We start from the raw sequence: 15013 nt of genomic DNA, 5'->3' as shown, positions 1-15013 counted from the left end.
GAAAGGATAAGTTTCACCTGATGCTTTATCCTTCTATTTCTCGTAGAAACGGATGCCTGAAAGCGATACGTAGTATCGCTGCTTCGGAAGCATACGCTTTGCAGAGGACGGCGATGCCGTTTCTACTTGTAGGGATTAGTAAGCTGCAGAACCGCCAAATTCCTGCTGCAGTTCTTCCAAAGTTACAACATTATCACCTGTAGGAATACCGATTTTGAACTCCGGCTTCTTGTTAATGTTGCTGTACTGATTGCTGCCCGTTATGGACAACGCAACACTTCCTTCATCTTCAGGAGTTGCCTTGATATCCATCATAAAGTCTTGGTATACAGGGAACTCATCCTTATCGATAGCCGTATTAATGTAGAATTGGTTAACGGTAAGATACTTGTCGAGATCCACCAGTGCCTTATCCAGTTCTTCTCTGGAAGTTCCGGTCTGCAGTTCTTCCTTGGCCTGATCCAGATCTGCCTGATCAATTTGCAGCAGTTCCTTATATTCTTCCTTGCCCAGAACATCAATAATCTTAGGCAGAGCATTGTTAATCAGGATAGTAATAGCCTCTTTGACATTCTCGTTGGTAACCTGGAATTGAACCACCTGTTCAGCCTTTACGCCCTCAGGCAGGTTAGCATCCTTAGGTTTGATGTTATTGAAGTATTTCTCTGCATCATATTCGCCCAGCAGTGTACCCATAATTTCATTGGACAGCTTCTGTGCTTTCTGAGTATCAAGAACCTCTGGGTTAAATTCTGTTCCACTCTGCTCTGCCAGTTCCTTCAGATCAAGCTCAATAAATTTGCCGATCAATGTCTGCGGAATCGGCAGCATTGGAATATTAGGAACTTTTACATAAATCTTCTCTTTGGTCATAACCATCGGGATAGTGAAGGTCATAGCCATATCGCCTTTCAGATTCAACACCAATGTAGCCTCAGTCTGCATTGGCTCTGCCTGATAGACACCGTCGACTGAAATCTCGGCACCTCTCATCATGCTCATGGCCTGTGTAGCTGAAGCGCCCATTCCGGCTGCTGCCTCACCTGTAGGCACATCAATCGTCAAATCGTTTATCACCAGTTTGCTTTTCATTTCATATGAGGACATTTCAGCTACTTTAGAAACAGCTGGCTGCAATGCCTCTTTTGCAGATTTGTCATTTTGTCCGCATCCCGGCAGAATTACTGCTGCAGTGAGCAGTAGAGCCGCTGCGGATAACCCCCATTTTTTAATCATTGTATGTCTCCTCTCCCATATTACATTTTTCTATCCCCTCCCTAATGATAAACCATTTGATAAAAACAAGAAACAAATACTTCCACAAAGTTTACGCAAGCTAATTATCCTTGCGGGTTGTGATGGTCTACATGATTCGCCTGCTTTACTTTTTTGGAGCCTGACAACGGCTCCTGCATAGATGACTTATGCTCTTTATTGCGTGCTGCTGTCTGCACCGGCTCTGCCCCGGGGGCAGGTATACTTTTCGGTTTGCTCATAATGAATCCTCCTCACAATTTTCGTTCTTGCTACCCTGAGTGAATTGTACTCTAGGGGTTGGTCAGTCCCTGCAGGGCTTGTGCACATTCATGGATCTGCCGGGTATATCGCTGTGCAAGCTGCTGTACTGCTTCAGTACGTTCATCGGTATGGCGTCCGCTCTGCTCCACATCCAGCAGATCAACCGCGACTTCCCTGCTGTCCACATAGGTGCAGCGGAAATCAAGCGAATAAGCCTGGTGTCCCGCTGCGTCAAAGTGAATCAGCAAGCTGCTGCGGTTGCCGTCATCGGCCAGTACCCGAAAGCTCTCTCCATCATCCATTGTAGTCGGCAGCTGTTCCTTCCAGGCGGTGACCAGGCTATGCTGGTCCATTTGCAAAGGTCTGTCCATAATTATCATCAGCCTCCTTCTCTAATACAATGTGGAGAAATCAGGTTTTTTATTCCCAGGTAGCCAGCAGGCGCAAAAAAACCGTTTCCCGGAGGAAACGGCTCTATTTATAGTTGAATTCATTATCTAAAAAATGGCGGAGAGGATGGGATTCGAACCCATGTGAGCTTGCACTCTAACGGTTTTCAAGACCGCCCCGTTATGACCGCTTCGGTACCTCTCCAATACATCAAAATCACACATGCATTAAGATTATACCACACTCATAAAAGAATATGCAACTAAATTATGAAGAAGCTTTGGGCTGAATTATAGCAGCATTGCGCATGTAAGGCTGCAAGCATTCCGGAATTTTGATACTGCCATCTTCCTGCTGATAGTTCTCCAGAATAGCAGCCACTGTCCGTCCTACAGCCAGCGCAGATCCATTCAGCGTATGCACGAATTCAGGCTTGGCCTTCGGTTCCTTGCGGAAGCGGATGTTGGCGCGGCGCGCCTGAAAGTCTTCGGTATTCGAGCAAGAGGAAATCTCGCGATACATACCGCTCTCCGGCAGCCATACCTCCAGGTCATAGGTCTTCGCCGCAGTGAAGCCCATATCACCCGTACAGAGCCCCAGAACCCGGTAGGGCAGCTCCAGCAGCTGCAGGACACGTTCTGCGTCCGCAGTCATCTTCTCAAGCTCCTCGTAAGAGGATTCAGGCGAAGTAATCTTCACCAGCTCTACCTTATTGAACTGATGCTGGCGGATCAAGCCCCGTGTATCCCGGCCTGCAGATCCTGCCTCCGAACGGAAACAGGAGCTGTAGGCCACATGGTATTTAGGGAGATCAGCCGCTGTCAGAATTTCTTCACGATAATAGTTCGTTACCGGTACTTCAGCCGTCGGAATCAGGTAATATTCCGTATCACGCAGCTTAAACAGATCCTCCTCGAACTTCGGAAGCTGTCCCGTGCCGTATAAGCTATCCTTATTCACGATATAAGGAGGCAGCATCTCTTCATAGTTGTGTTCACCACTGTGAAGATCCATCATAAAGTTAATCAGCGCCCGTTCCAGACGCGCACCCATTCCCTTATAGAAAGCAAACCGTGATCCAGTAACCTTGGCAGCGGCTTCAAAGTCAATGATATCCAACTGCTGCGCAAGCTCCCAATGCGATTTCGGTGTAAATCCGAATTCTCTCGGCTGCGACCAGCGTCTGATCTCCACATTGTCTTCTTCTGACTTGCCTGCGGGTACAGAATCATGTGGAATATTAGGAATGCTCATCGTCAGCTCGTCAATTTGAACTTCCAATCCGCGAACCTCATCATCCAGTTCCTTGATACGATCAGATACCGTGCGCATCTCCGCAATCAGATCATCCGCCGGCTCACCGTTCTTCTTCTTCTTGGCAACATCGCCTGATACAATGTTGCGGTGGTTCTTGAGCCCTTCCGTCTCCTGCAGCAATTCACGGCGGCGCGAATCCAGCAGCGGGAAGCCCGAGATCAGCTCCTGCGATTTACCGCGCTTCTGCAGAGCTTCTTCTACCCGGCTATACTCATTTCGTAATACTTTTACATCTAGCACAAAGTTTCCCCCCTGAAAACAGCCCAAACTCTTTCAAAATGCTGTTTGCAGCTTTGAAAGAGTCAGGATGTTCTTATATGCAGTTCTATTGCTCTGTTGCCATACTGGCCATTACCATATCAGCGAAATATTGATGAAGCCTGTAGTCATCTGTCAATTCCGGGTGAAAAGAAGCGGCGAGCAGGTGACCTTGACGTGCTGTTACAATCTCATCCTTATAGACGGTCAGCACTTCCACCCCCGGTCCTACCATTTCAATCAGGGGTGCACGAATAAATACAGCACGCACCGGCGCTGAAATTCCTTTAACTTCCAGATCACATTCAAAGCTTTCCCGTTGGCGTCCAAAGGCATTCCGGGCCACGGTAATATCCATCAGCTCCAAATGCCCCTGCTCACCGCCGGAAATTACCTTTGCCAGTACAATCATTCCGGCACAGGTACCAAAAATCGGCTTATTCTGATCCGAAAAATTACGAATGGCTTCGATGAAGCCATATTTGCGCATCAGCTTGCCAATCGTTGTGCTCTCGCCCCCCGGGATAATCAGCCCTTGCACATCCTCCAGCTGCTCTACACGCTTGATGGCCACACCTACTGCCCCGGTCTTCTCTATACTGACAATATGCTCTGTAACCGCGCCCTGCAGCGCCAGCACTCCAATTCTCATCATGAGTCCTTCTCTCTGTTAACGGCCACGCTCCGACATACGCTCAGCCGGAGTCAGAGTTGCAATGTCAATTCCCTTCATCGGTGTGCCCAGGTTCTTGGATACTTCTGCGATCAGTTTATAATCTGTGAAATGCGTGGTTGCTTCTACAATCGCGCGCGCGAACTTCTCAGGGTTGTCCGATTTAAAAATCCCTGAGCCGACGAATACGCCATCCGCTCCCAAATGCATCATCAGAGCCGCATCAGCCGGAGTAGCTACTCCACCTGCAGCAAAGTTGACTACCGGCAGCTTGCCCAGCTCATGCACTTCCAGCAGCAGTTCGTAAGATACGCCCAGGTTCTTCGCTTCATGGTACAGCTCGTCCTTCGACAGATTGGTCACCTTGCGAATCTGGCTATTGATGAAGCGCATATGGCGTACAGCTTCTACAATGTTGCCGGTTCCCGGTTCGCCCTTCGTGCGGATCATGGATGCACCTTCATTGATACGGCGCAGCGCTTCCCCCAGATCCTTAGCTCCACATACGAATGGTACAGTGAATTCATGTTTGTTGATATGAAATACCTCATCCGCAGGCGTTAGAACTTCACTCTCGTCCAGATAATCCACACCCAGCGACTCCAGAACCTTGGCTTCCACGTAATGCCCGATGCGAGCTTTGGCCATAACAGGAATGCTTACTACCTTGATAACTTCTTCCACTATAGTAGGATCCGCCATTCTTGCCACACCGCCGGCAGCGCGGATATCGGAAGGTACACGTTCCAGAGCCATTACAGCTACTGCTCCCGCAGCTTCGGCAATTTTTGCCTGCTCTGCATTCATGACGTCCATAATGACGCCGCCTTTTTGCATTTCTGCCATGCCTCTTTTGACTCGTGATGTTCCAGTTTCCATATCCAAGCCTCCCGGGTTAATCTGATTAATCTAACTTGTAATTTTACCGCAAGGCGGTTAAATATACAATCCATTTACTTGGTATTATAGAACGTGAACTTAAGAATGAAGCAGCGTAACATTCTTAAGTTCAACTTATATCACTGTACTTAAGAAGAATAGGCAGCAGTTAGAACAGGTTCTTGATTCCAGTGAACAAATCACCGAAAAAATCACCTATCGCTCTAAGCAGCAGCTTGAACCAGCCTGCCTTCTCTGCTTCTTCTGCAGTAATCAGGTTAACCGTCTTCTGCTGCGTTTGGGACATTCCTTCACCTTTGTAGGAATAGGTTACCTTCCCGACCTTGGAGGCTTGAGCAATCGGTGCAACCATCGTGGCTGGATCGTTAGCTACAAGTTTAGTTGTGATTTGCGGCGATACTGTCCCCTTAGGGACTACAAAAGTTACGCCGTCATCGGTAACAACGGATACCTCTTCCTTCTTGCCTTTCAGTACCGGGAGTGTCTCATTACCCGCGATAACAGCCTTAGGCGCTACCACCTGCTTGATCTCAAAGTTGTTAAAGCCGAAATCAAGCACTTTCTTCGTTTCAGTGAAACGGTGCGCCTCTGAGTTGGCTCCCATGACTACGCTGATCAGCCGCATACCATCACGCACAGCCGTACCTGTGAAGCAGTTGCCTGCATCACTAGTATGGCCTGTCTTCAGTCCATCGAGACCGGGATAGGCATAGGCTTTGAAATTGGCAATGCTCTTGTTGCTCTCCAGCATCCAGTTCAGGTTCACCATCGGTTTGTCATCGCGTTCACGGAACTGATAGGACTGAATCTTGGTGAATCTGGTGAAATCCGGATGATCAGTGACAATATACTTGGCAAGCAATGCTGCATCCATCGCAGACATCAAGGTTTCGCCCTTTTCAGCCGGACGGAACTTGCTTGGCATGTCATCACGGTTAAGTCCTGTCGAGTTAATGAAGTGAGCCGTCTTCATGCCCATTTTCTCCGCAGTTTTGTTCATTAGGGCTACAAACTCCTGCTCCGATCCCGAGACAAGCTCAGCCAGCGCTACCGTCGCATCATTGGCAGAGCCAACAGCCATCGCTATGTAAAGTTCCTCAACCGTATGTTCGTCACCTTGTGCCAAAAAAATACGGGATCCGATTTGCTTCGAAGCGTTCTCCCGCACAACTACCTTCTGCTCCCAGGTAAGCTGGCCATTCTTGACCGCATCCGCTACAAGATATTCTGTCATCATCTTGGTCATGCTTGCCGGAGGAAGCGGCTTATCCGCATTCACAGCCAGCAGCACTTCACCTGTTGTAGGCTCAAGCACTACCGCCGAGCCTAAATCCAGTTCCAATGATTGTACCGTAGGAATCTTGACCGCAGGCGTAGCCGCTTGCTTGGTGCCAGTCGCAGCGGGCGCTTCCGTTGCTGCCGGGGCTTTCTCCGCTATTGCCGAATGAGTTGGTGCTACTAGCATATTTAAAAGCAGACCTACAGTCGCTGTCTTGATCACAAATTGTTTACCATTAAATTGTCGCTTGTGCTTCAATGATTACTACTCTCCTTTAGAACTCAAATCAATGCTTGTTCTATTCTAACACAGGGGGTACAGCAAAAAAAGACAGACTGAACGAAATAAGTCCAGTCTGTCTCCAAAATCATTTAAATGCTCATTACAGCGAATAGTTAGGTGCTTCTTTGGTAATCTGTACGTCATGCGGATGGCTCTCGCGCAGGCCTGCACCTGTGATGCGGATAAATGCAGTCTCGTTACGCAGTGCATCCAGGTTCTTGGAACCACAATAGCCCATACCCGAGCGTAGACCACCAATCAATTGATGTACAGTATCCGACAGCGGCCCCTTGAAGGCAACACGGCCTTCGATTCCTTCAGGTACAAGCTTCTTGTCATCATCCTGGAAATAACGGTCCTTGCTGCCTTGCTTCATTGCGCTCATACTGCCCATGCCGCGGTATACCTTGAACCTGCGCCCCTGATAAATCTCGGACTCCCCAGGACTCTCTTCAGTGCCTGCGAACAGGCTGCCCATCATTACTGCGTGGGCTCCGGCGGCAATCGCCTTGGTGATCTCACCGGAGTATTTGATGCCTCCATCAGCGATAACAGGGATTCCGTATTCCCGGGCAACTGAAGCACAGTCATAGATCGCCGTAACCTGCGGTACTCCAATCCCGGCGATAACACGAGTGGTACAGATCGATCCCGGGCCAATGCCCACTTTGATCACAGAGGCTCCTGCTTCAATCAGCTCACGGGTAGCTTCACCTGTAGCTACGTTGCCAGCCACAATAGTAAGGTCCGGATACAGTCTGCGCAGCTCTCTTACCGCATCTATAATATTAATATGGTGACCGTGAGCCGAATCTACACTGATCAGGTCCACACCGGCCTTGACCAGAGCTTCCGTACGTTCAAAAGTATCCTTCGAGATCCCGATCGCTGCACCTACAAGCAGGCGTCCTTGAGCATCTTTGGCTCCGTTGGGGAATTGGATCGCTTTCTCGATATCTTTAATAGTAATGAGACCCTTGAGAATATTGTTCTCGTCCACGAGTGGCAGCTTCTCAATCTTGTGACGCTGCAGAATCCCTTCGGCTTCCTGGAGGGTCGTGCCCACCGCAGCGGTAACCAGATTCTCATGTGTCATTACTTCTTTAATCTGAATGTTATAGTCATGGATAAAGCGCAAGTCACGGTTCGTAAGGATACCGACCAGCTTGTTGTTCTCATCCACAATGGGAACTCCGGAAATCCGGTATTTGCCCATTAAATGCTCAGCGTCGGAGACCCAATGTTCAGCGGTAAGCGAAAAAGGATTAGTGATAACTCCGCTCTCCGAGCGTTTCACGCGGTCTACTTCCTCTGCCTGTTGCTCGATAGACATATTCTTATGGATAATGCCGATGCCACCCTCACGGGCGATGGCGATCGCCATGGCGGCTTCAGTCACCGTGTCCATGCTGGCGCTCATCAGCGGAATATTGAGCTTCACATTCTTGCTAAGTACCGTGGACAGATCCACTTCCTTGGGCAATACCTCCGATTTACGCGGTACCAGCAGCACATCATCAAAGGTTAATCCCTCTTTACCAAACTTATCTTCCCACACCTGGGCCATTCCTCCTTGGTTTTCAATTCAAGTCCATTCACGACAGACATATACTTAGACCTGGAAAGCCCTATACCGAACTCTCTACATCAGGTTTAAAAAGCTTGCCCAAAAATATATTATTGCCATCTTAGCAAAGGGCTTTTGGACTGTCAAGAACATTACACGTTCTTAGCAGGGTTTGGGAGAACGTTCTGTGCGTAAGCGAATTCTTGGACTGAAGTCCGTATCCAGAGGACATTATTATAGAAGAAACTGTAGTTAATAAGGGAGCATTAAAAAACTCCGTTCAGTGAAAGTTTCCTGTTCAAACCATTATTAAGGTTTAGGAGCGGAATAATCCTTACTTATTTGCCCTTAATCAACTGCTGGCTCGCTGCTTGCCTGGAATTAGTTGTGAAAGTGGTTACTACTTAGAGCCCCCTTGTGTTCCATGTGTTACTCGTCCGAGCCAGTCATACCACACCGCGAGACAAGGAGGGTAAGCATAACAAAGGAAGGCTGTCGCCCGTAACCAGCGATTACCTTTCAGACTATTAACGGACTCAGGGAGGCTGTCGATTCATTGTGGATAAATCAAAAATGCAGTTGAGCAACCCAAAAATCTCCTCTCAGAGACGCTCAGATCCATTTTCTGATGGAAATTTTCGCTTTCCAACACAAAAATCGATTTGAGAGAACCAAGTTTACAGTTGTCCACAATGAATCGACACGCTCATACGGTCCGTTAGGATGTAGGTTACCTGAAGTTCCGGGTAGGGGAGGGTTTGGATTACGGTAGTGCGTTCCCCTAACCTTCGCAAGTAAACCTTCTATATCCTCGCAGGGTCCTAAGTAGTAACCAATAAGGCACTTAATTCCGGCGTTTGAGCGTATAAGACTTGATTTACCGGAAATTAGTTGCAATATCGCAATTAATCACACCCTGATAGAGATTTTAGCTGAAATTAGTTGCAGCTTCGGTTACTACTTAGGACTCCAGCCTTCTTCCAGTAGGTTTGAGCTTCGGAGTAGGGAAACAGAGATGCTATGGGGAAAAACTACCGTTAACTGCTGACTTTTGTGCGATTCTCGTTGCCTATAGGGAAAAGTTACCACTAATTTGTCTATCCAGGGCTTTTCGGAGCGGATTCACCCCCCAGCTTTCATCCAACTAGCGGTAGAATTTCCCTATCATTCCTCACTGGACCTAAGTAGTAACCAGCTTCGCATCTATTTGCTCGTACTACAGAATACACTAAAATTGAGTTGGTCCAACTAATTATTAACTAAATCATCTGCATTATTGTGCCGCAAACTTTCCAAATATAACAAAAAAACCACCGTTGATAATCAACAGTGGTCTTCATGTGCTTGGCGGCGTCCTACTCTCCCAGGACCCTTCGGTCCAAGTACCATCGGCGCTGGAGGGCTTAACGGTCGTGTTCGGGATGGGTACGCGTGGAACCCCTCCGCTATCGCCACCAAACGGGTTTTTTCCGCTCGTGCTACTCCCCCGAATTCCTTCAGGAAAATAACCGACTACAGAAAAGACATGCAGCTTAAAATCTTTCAGGCTTAATCGCCTGAAAACTGAATCCGAAACAAATCTGCGTTTTAAGATTGTGGATAAGCCCTCGACCGATTAGTATTGGTCAGCTCCATGCATTGCTGCACTTCCACCTCCAACCTATCTACCTCGTCGTCTTCAAGGGGTCTTACTAATTGGGAAATCTCATCTTGAGGGGGGCTTCACGCTTAGATGCTTTCAGCGCTTATCCCGTCCGTACGTAGCTACCCAGCCATGCTCCTGGCGGAACAACTGGTGCACCAGCGGTACGTCCATCCCGGTCCTCTCGTACTAAGGACAGCTCCTCTCAAATTTCCTGCGCCCACGACAGATAGGGACCGAACTGTCTCACGACGTTCTGAACCCAGCTCGCGTACCGCTTTAATGGGCGAACAGCCCAACCCTTGGGACCTACTTCAGCCCCAGGATGCGATGAGCCGACATCGAGGTGCCAAACCTCCCCGTCGATGTGGACTCTTGGGGGAGATAAGCCTGTTATCCCCAGGGTAGCTTTTATCCGTTGAGCGATGGCCCTTCCATGCGGTACCACCGGATCACTAAGTCCGACTTTCGTCCCTGCTCGACTTGTAGGTCTCGCAGTCAAGCTCCCTTATGCCTTTGCACTCTGCGAATGATTTCCAACCATTCTGAGGGAACCTTGGAACGCCTCCGTTACTCTTTAGGAGGCGACCGCCCCAGTCAAACTGCCCGCCTGACACGGTCCCCGTACCCGATAAGGGCACTAGGTTAGAACCTAGATACGATCAGGGTGGTATCCCAACGGCGCCTCTGCAGAAGCTTGCGCTCCTGCTTCTCTGGCTCCCACCTATCCTGTACAGATCGTACCCAAATTCAATATCAAGCTGCAGTAAAGCTCCATGGGGTCTTTCCGTCTTGTCGCGGGTAACCTGCATCTTCACAGGTATTAAAATTTCACCGGATCTCTCGTTGAGACAGCGCCCAAGTCGTTACGCCATTCGTGCGGGTCAGAATTTACCTGACAAGGAATTTCGCTACCTTAGGACCGTTATAGTTACGGCCGCCGTTTACTGGGGCTTCGGTTCACAGCTTCGGGTTACCCCTAACCGCTCCCCTTAACCTTCCAGCACCGGGCAGGCGTCAGCCCGTATACTTCGCCTTACGGCTTCGCACAGACCTGTGTTTTTGCTAAACAGTCGCTTGGGCCTTTTCACTGCGGCCCCCTCGGGCTATTCACCCTACCGAGGCACCTCTTCTCCCGAAGTTACGAGGTCATTTTGCCGAGTTCCTTAACGAGAGTTCTTCCGCGCGCCTTAGAATTCTCTTCTCGCCTACCTGTGTCGGTTTGCGGTACGGGCACCTTCTCCTGGCTAGAGGCTTTTCTTGGCAGTGTGAGATCATGACCTTCGCTACTAACATTTTCGCTCCCCATCACAGCCCAGCCTTCACGATGTGCGGATTTGCCTACACATCAGCCTCACTGCTTAGACGGACACATCCATCAGTCCGCGTCACTACCCTCCTGCGTCACCCCATCGCTCATAGCGGATTACGGTGGTACAGTAATTTCAAACTGTTGTCCTTCGACTACGCCTTTCGGCCTCGCCTTAGGTCCCGACTTACCCTGAGCGGACGAGCCTTCCTCAGGAAACCTTGGGCTTTCGGCGGATCAGATTCTCACTGATCTTTTCGTTACTCATACCGGCATTCTCACTTGTATACGCTCCAGCACTCCTCACGGTATACCTTCAACGTATATACAACGCTCCCCTACCCCAGATACATTGTATCTAGCCATAGCTTCGGTGGTGTGTTTAGCCCCGTTACATTTTCGGCGCAGAGTCACTCGACCAGTGAGCTATTACGCACTCTTTCAATGGTGGCTGCTTCTAAGCCAACATCCTGGTTGTCTGTGCAACTCCACATCCTTTCCCACTTAACACACACTTGGGGACCTTAGCTGATGGTCTGGGCTGTTTCCCTTTCGACAATGGATCTTAGCACTCACTGTCTGACTCCCGGCAATAAATATGTGGCATTCGGAGTTTGACTGAGCTTGGTAACCCTTGCGGGCCCCGCACCCAATCAGTGCTCTACCTCCACTATTCTTATACCGAGGCTAGCCCTAAAGCTATTTCGGGGAGAACCAGCTATCTCCGAGTTCGATTGGAATTTCTCCGCTACCCCCACCTCATCCCCGCATTTTTCAACATGCGTGGGTTCGGGCCTCCAGTGCGTGTTACCGCACCTTCACCCTGGACAGGGGTAGATCACACGGTTTCGGGTCTACGCCCCCATACTCAAATCGCCCTATTCAGACTCGCTTTCGCTGCGGCTCCGGCTTCTCACCTTAACCTTGCATGGTAAACGTAACTCGCCGGTTCATTCTACAAAAGGCACGCCATCACCCCTAAAACGGGCTCTGACTTTTTGTAAGCACACGGTTTCAGGTTCTATTTCACTCCCCTTCCGGGGTGCTTTTCACCTTTCCCTCACGGTACTGTTTCACTATCGGTCGCCAGGTAGTATTTAGCCTTAGCAGATGGTCCTGCTGGATTCATACGGGGTTTCACGTGCCCCGCACTACTCGGGATCCGTCTCGGAGAGAATACAGTTTAGGCTACAGGGCTTTTACCTCTATCGCGGGCCTTTCCAGACCTCTTCGCCTACTATATTCCTTTGTAACTCCATGTGAGACGTCCCACAACCCCTAAGAGCAAGCTCTTAGGTTTAGGCTGTTCCGCGTTCGCTCGCCGCTACTGACGGAATCACTATTGTTTTCTCTTCCTCAGGGTACTTAGATGTTTCAGTTCCCCTGGTCTGCCTCTACCTCTCCTATGTATTCAGAGAGGAGTAACTGCGAATTACCACAGCTGGGTTTCCCCATTCGGACACCCCCGGATCAAAGCTTGCTTACAGCTCCCCGAGGCAGTTTCGTTGTTCGCCACGTCCTTCGTCGGCTCCTGGCGCCTAGGCATCCTCCGTGTGCTCTTATTAGCTTAACCATCGCTCCGGTGTTTGGCTTGTTTGCTCATCTTGTTTTAAACAGCGCTTCCGGAAGAATCCGTTCGCTACTCTGTTTAAAGCCAAAGGTCGCTTCACAATCCAAAACCTTCGCTTCCAGCTAATAACTAATTCACTTGTTTGCACAAGTTATAGCTAAAAGATGTTCTAAACGCAAATTCGTTTCGGTATCCAGTTTTCAAGGATCAAGTTGTAGTCTGAAACGTTTAACGACACTTTCGTGATCGTCCAAGCCTTTCAGAAACAGAGAGCTTAAACTCTCAAAACTGAGCAACGAGTGAGTGTGTTGAACCCGAAGGTTCTATAGAAGCTTACGCTTCTGTTCGAATGTTTCCGTCTCAGGAAACGATTCTCCATAGAAAGGAGGTGATCCAGCCGCACCTTCCGATACGGCTACCTTGTTACGACTTCACCCCAATTATCTACCCCACCTTCGGCGGCTGGCTCCCTTGCGGGTTACCCCACCGACTTCGGGTGTTGTAAACTCTCGTGGTGTGACGGGCGGTGTGTACAAGACCCGGGAACGTATTCACCGCGGCATGCTGATCCGCGATTACTAGCAATTCCGACTTCATGCAGGCGAGTTGCAGCCTGCAATCCGAACTGAGACCGGCTTTGTTGGGATTCGCTCCACCTCGCGGTTTCGCAGCCCTTTGTACCGGCCATTGTAGTACGTGTGTAGCCCAGGTCATAAGGGGCATGATGATTTGACGTCATCCCCACCTTCCTCCGGTTTGTCACCGGCAGTCTGCTTAGAGTGCCCACCATCATGTGCTGGCAACTAAGCATAAGGGTTGCGCTCGTTGCGGGACTTAACCCAACATCTCACGACACGAGCTGACGACAACCATGCACCACCTGTCTCCTCTGTCCCGAAGGCCGCTGCTATCTCTAGCAGATTCAGAGGGATGTCAAGACCTGGTAAGGTTCTTCGCGTTGCTTCGAATTAAACCACATACTCCACTGCTTGTGCGGGTCCCCGTCAATTCCTTTGAGTTTCAGTCTTGCGACCGTACTCCCCAGGCGGAGTGCTTACTGTGTTAACTTCGGCACCAAGGGTATCGAAACCCCTAACACCTAGCACTCATCGTTTACGGCGTGGACTACCAGGGTATCTAATCCTGTTTGCTCCCCACGCTTTCGCGCCTCAGCGTCAGTTACAGCCCAGAAAGTCGCCTTCGCCACTGGTGTTCCTCCACATATCTACGCATTTCACCGCTACACGTGGAATTCCACTTTCCTCTTCTGTACTCAAGCCACCCAGTTTCCAGTGCGACCTTAGGTTGAGCCCAAGGTTTAAACACCAGACTTAAATAGCCGCCTGCGCGCGCTTTACGCCCAATAATTCCGGACAACGCTTGCCCCCTACGTATTACCGCGGCTGCTGGCACGTAGTTAGCCGGGGCTTTCTTCTCAGGTACCGTCACTCCGATAGCAGTTACTCTACCGGACGTTCTTCCCTGGCAACAGAGCTTTACGATCCGAAAACCTTCATCACTCACGCGGCATTGCTCCGTCAGGCTTTCGCCCATTGCGGAAGATTCCCTACTGCTGCCTCCCGTAGGAGTCTGGGCCGTGTCTCAGTCCCAGTGTGGCCGTTCACCCTCTCAGGTCGGCTACGCATCGTCGCCTTGGTGAGCCGTTACCTCACCAACTAGCTAATGCGCCGCAGGCCCATCCCTTAAGGGCAGATTGCTCCGCCTTTCATCCTCGGTTCAGGAGAACCAAGGAATTATCCGGTATTAGCTACCGTTTCCGGTAGTTATCCCAGGCTAAGGGGCAGGTTGCCTACGTGTTACTCACCCGTCCGCCGCTGAATCCTGTTGAAAGCAAGCTTTCAACAGGACTCCGCTCGACTTGCATGTATTAGGCATGCCGCCAGCGTTCGTCCTGAGCCAGGATCAAACTCTCCAAATTGGTTTTATCGGATAGATCCGATAAAGTATTGAAAAGAGCGATATGCTCAATTTGAAACATCTGACGAGAATTTGCATTCTCTACCGACAAGCTTCACTTGCGTGAAACTCATCTTCTTTTGGATTTTACTTTCGTAAAATCCCACTCACTCGTTGTTCAGTTTTCAAAGATCAAGTTCTCGTTGTCAGCGATGTTTGCGTCACCAGCAACTCTTATAATATATCATATCCAACCGTGTAATGCAAGCTCTTTTTTCAAGTTCTTTTCGAGCGAAGCATTTAGCTTTCTTGGCCGGAATAAGAATATACCATGTGCAGAATTGGATTGCAAGCTTTTTTTGAAGACTACTTATAAAGCAAGGGAAACTGC

The 15013-nt window shown here is 49.5% G+C and carries 8 protein-coding genes, 1 tRNA gene and 3 rRNA genes; all 12 read right to left on the bottom strand.

Annotation, left to right across the window (positions count from 1 at the left end):
• Nucleotides 1–135 precede the first annotated feature (135 nt).
• The gene (locus tag B9T62_RS32445) at nt 136–1236 is read right to left on the bottom strand and encodes a hypothetical protein (protein WP_087919037.1); all 1101 of its coding nucleotides are present in this window, start codon (nt 1234–1236) and stop codon (nt 136–138) included.
• Between the two features lie 104 nt (nt 1237–1340).
• Nucleotides 1341–1496 carry a small acid-soluble spore protein P gene (locus tag B9T62_RS32440; RefSeq protein ID WP_087919036.1) on the bottom strand — a complete coding sequence of 52 codons (156 nt, stop codon included), beginning with the start codon at nt 1494–1496 and terminating at the stop codon, nt 1341–1343.
• 51 nt (nt 1497–1547) lie between these two features.
• A complete protein-coding gene (locus tag B9T62_RS32435) occupies nt 1548–1889 on the bottom strand; it encodes a hypothetical protein (protein WP_087919035.1) in 342 nt (113 codons plus the stop codon).
• A 134-nt stretch (nt 1890–2023) separates the two neighbouring features.
• Nucleotides 2024–2112: transfer RNA gene (locus tag B9T62_RS32430), tRNA-Ser, on the bottom strand.
• A 63-nt stretch (nt 2113–2175) separates the two neighbouring features.
• Nucleotides 2176–3465: a serine--tRNA ligase gene (gene serS, locus B9T62_RS32425; protein ID WP_087919034.1), complete on the bottom strand. Its 1290-nt coding sequence runs from the start codon at nt 3463–3465 to the stop codon at nt 2176–2178.
• A gap of 85 nt (nt 3466–3550) precedes the next feature.
• Nucleotides 3551–4135 carry a pyridoxal 5'-phosphate synthase glutaminase subunit PdxT gene (pdxT, locus tag B9T62_RS32420; RefSeq protein WP_087919033.1) on the bottom strand — a complete coding sequence of 195 codons (585 nt, stop codon included), beginning with the start codon at nt 4133–4135 and terminating at the stop codon, nt 3551–3553.
• An 18-nt stretch (nt 4136–4153) separates the two neighbouring features.
• Nucleotides 4154–5035, bottom strand: coding sequence for a pyridoxal 5'-phosphate synthase lyase subunit PdxS (pdxS, locus tag B9T62_RS32415; RefSeq protein ID WP_087919032.1), 882 nt, complete (start codon nt 5033–5035; stop codon nt 4154–4156).
• Between the two features lie 169 nt (nt 5036–5204).
• Nucleotides 5205–6593, bottom strand: a complete 1389-nt coding sequence (locus B9T62_RS32410) for a D-alanyl-D-alanine carboxypeptidase family protein (protein ID WP_245864189.1) — start codon at nt 6591–6593, stop codon at nt 5205–5207.
• 124 nt (nt 6594–6717) lie between these two features.
• On the bottom strand, nt 6718–8175 hold the full coding sequence (gene guaB, locus B9T62_RS32405) for an IMP dehydrogenase (protein WP_087920506.1): 1458 nt from the start codon (nt 8173–8175) through the stop codon (nt 6718–6720).
• A 1351-nt stretch (nt 8176–9526) separates the two neighbouring features.
• A 5S ribosomal RNA gene (rrf, locus tag B9T62_RS32400) occupies nt 9527–9643 on the bottom strand.
• A gap of 136 nt (nt 9644–9779) precedes the next feature.
• Nucleotides 9780–12708: ribosomal RNA gene (locus tag B9T62_RS32395) — 23S ribosomal RNA — on the bottom strand.
• Between the two features lie 378 nt (nt 12709–13086).
• Nucleotides 13087–14644: ribosomal RNA gene (locus B9T62_RS32390) — 16S ribosomal RNA — on the bottom strand.
• Together the 16S, 23S and 5S rRNA genes form the textbook arrangement of a ribosomal RNA operon.
• Nucleotides 14645–15013: the final 369 nt, after the last annotated feature.

This window comes from Paenibacillus donghaensis (genome assembly GCF_002192415.1).
In the GTDB taxonomy this organism is placed as follows: Bacteria; Bacillota; Bacilli; order Paenibacillales; family Paenibacillaceae; genus Paenibacillus_AQ; species Paenibacillus_AQ donghaensis.
This window is presented reverse-complemented; position numbering and strand designations above follow the sequence as displayed.